A 560-nucleotide genomic window follows, 5' to 3' on the forward strand; every position below is an offset into this window, starting at 1 on the left:
CAACCATGGCCTGACAGACCGTGGCACGTTGCAACAAATGTAGGAGCGAGCTTGCTCGCGATGCGCCGCGCGGGCGGCGCTCGATCTCATGACCACCACAAAAGTCGTGGCGAGCAGTCAGTGCCTCATCCCCAGCTCGGCATCATCCAGCAAGGCCTTGGCCAAGCCACTCAGGTAGTGGGAAGCCCAGATCAATTTCTGGTCACCTTCCATCAGCCCAGTCAGGGTCATGTCTCGCACATAGCCCATCAGCTCAGAAGCCTGTTCTCGAGCTGATTGGCAAGGGATGCCGGGCGCAATGCAAAACAATGGCTGGGTCATACCTTCGCCTTGGAAGAACTGGGTCTTGCCCACCGTTGTGCAGGTTTTTGTGTCGTCTGTGCTCATTGTTGGATCTCCCTGAGTTTTCATTGCCTGGTCTGGCCCTTTCGCGGGGCAAGCCCGCTCCCACAAGATCTCCGCCGCCCTCAGGCATGGCGGGGAACCTGTGGGAGCGGGCTTGTCCCGCGAAAGGGCCAGACCAGACAACGCATGGCTCCCGGCCTAGTGCAGCACCCGCG

Annotated in this window: 1 protein-coding gene; it reads right to left on the reverse strand. The window is 60.2% G+C overall.

The genetic code is table 11. The features are described from left to right. Positions 1-117: 117 nt before the first annotated feature. Positions 118-387, reverse strand: a complete 270-nt coding sequence (locus PMI38_RS21195; protein WP_008098621.1) for a DUF3077 domain-containing protein — start codon at positions 385-387, stop codon at positions 118-120. Positions 388-560 lie beyond the last annotated feature (173 nt).

The sequence above is a fragment of the Pseudomonas sp. GM84 genome, assembly GCF_000282535.1.
Taxonomy (GTDB): domain Bacteria; phylum Pseudomonadota; class Gammaproteobacteria; order Pseudomonadales; family Pseudomonadaceae; genus Aquipseudomonas.

Bases quoted from the DNA above. Each gene is read 5' to 3' on its own strand.
- PMI38_RS21195 (WP_008098621.1), bottom strand. From the start codon at position 387: ATGAGCACAGACGACACAAAAACCTGCACAACGGTGGGCAAGACCCAG.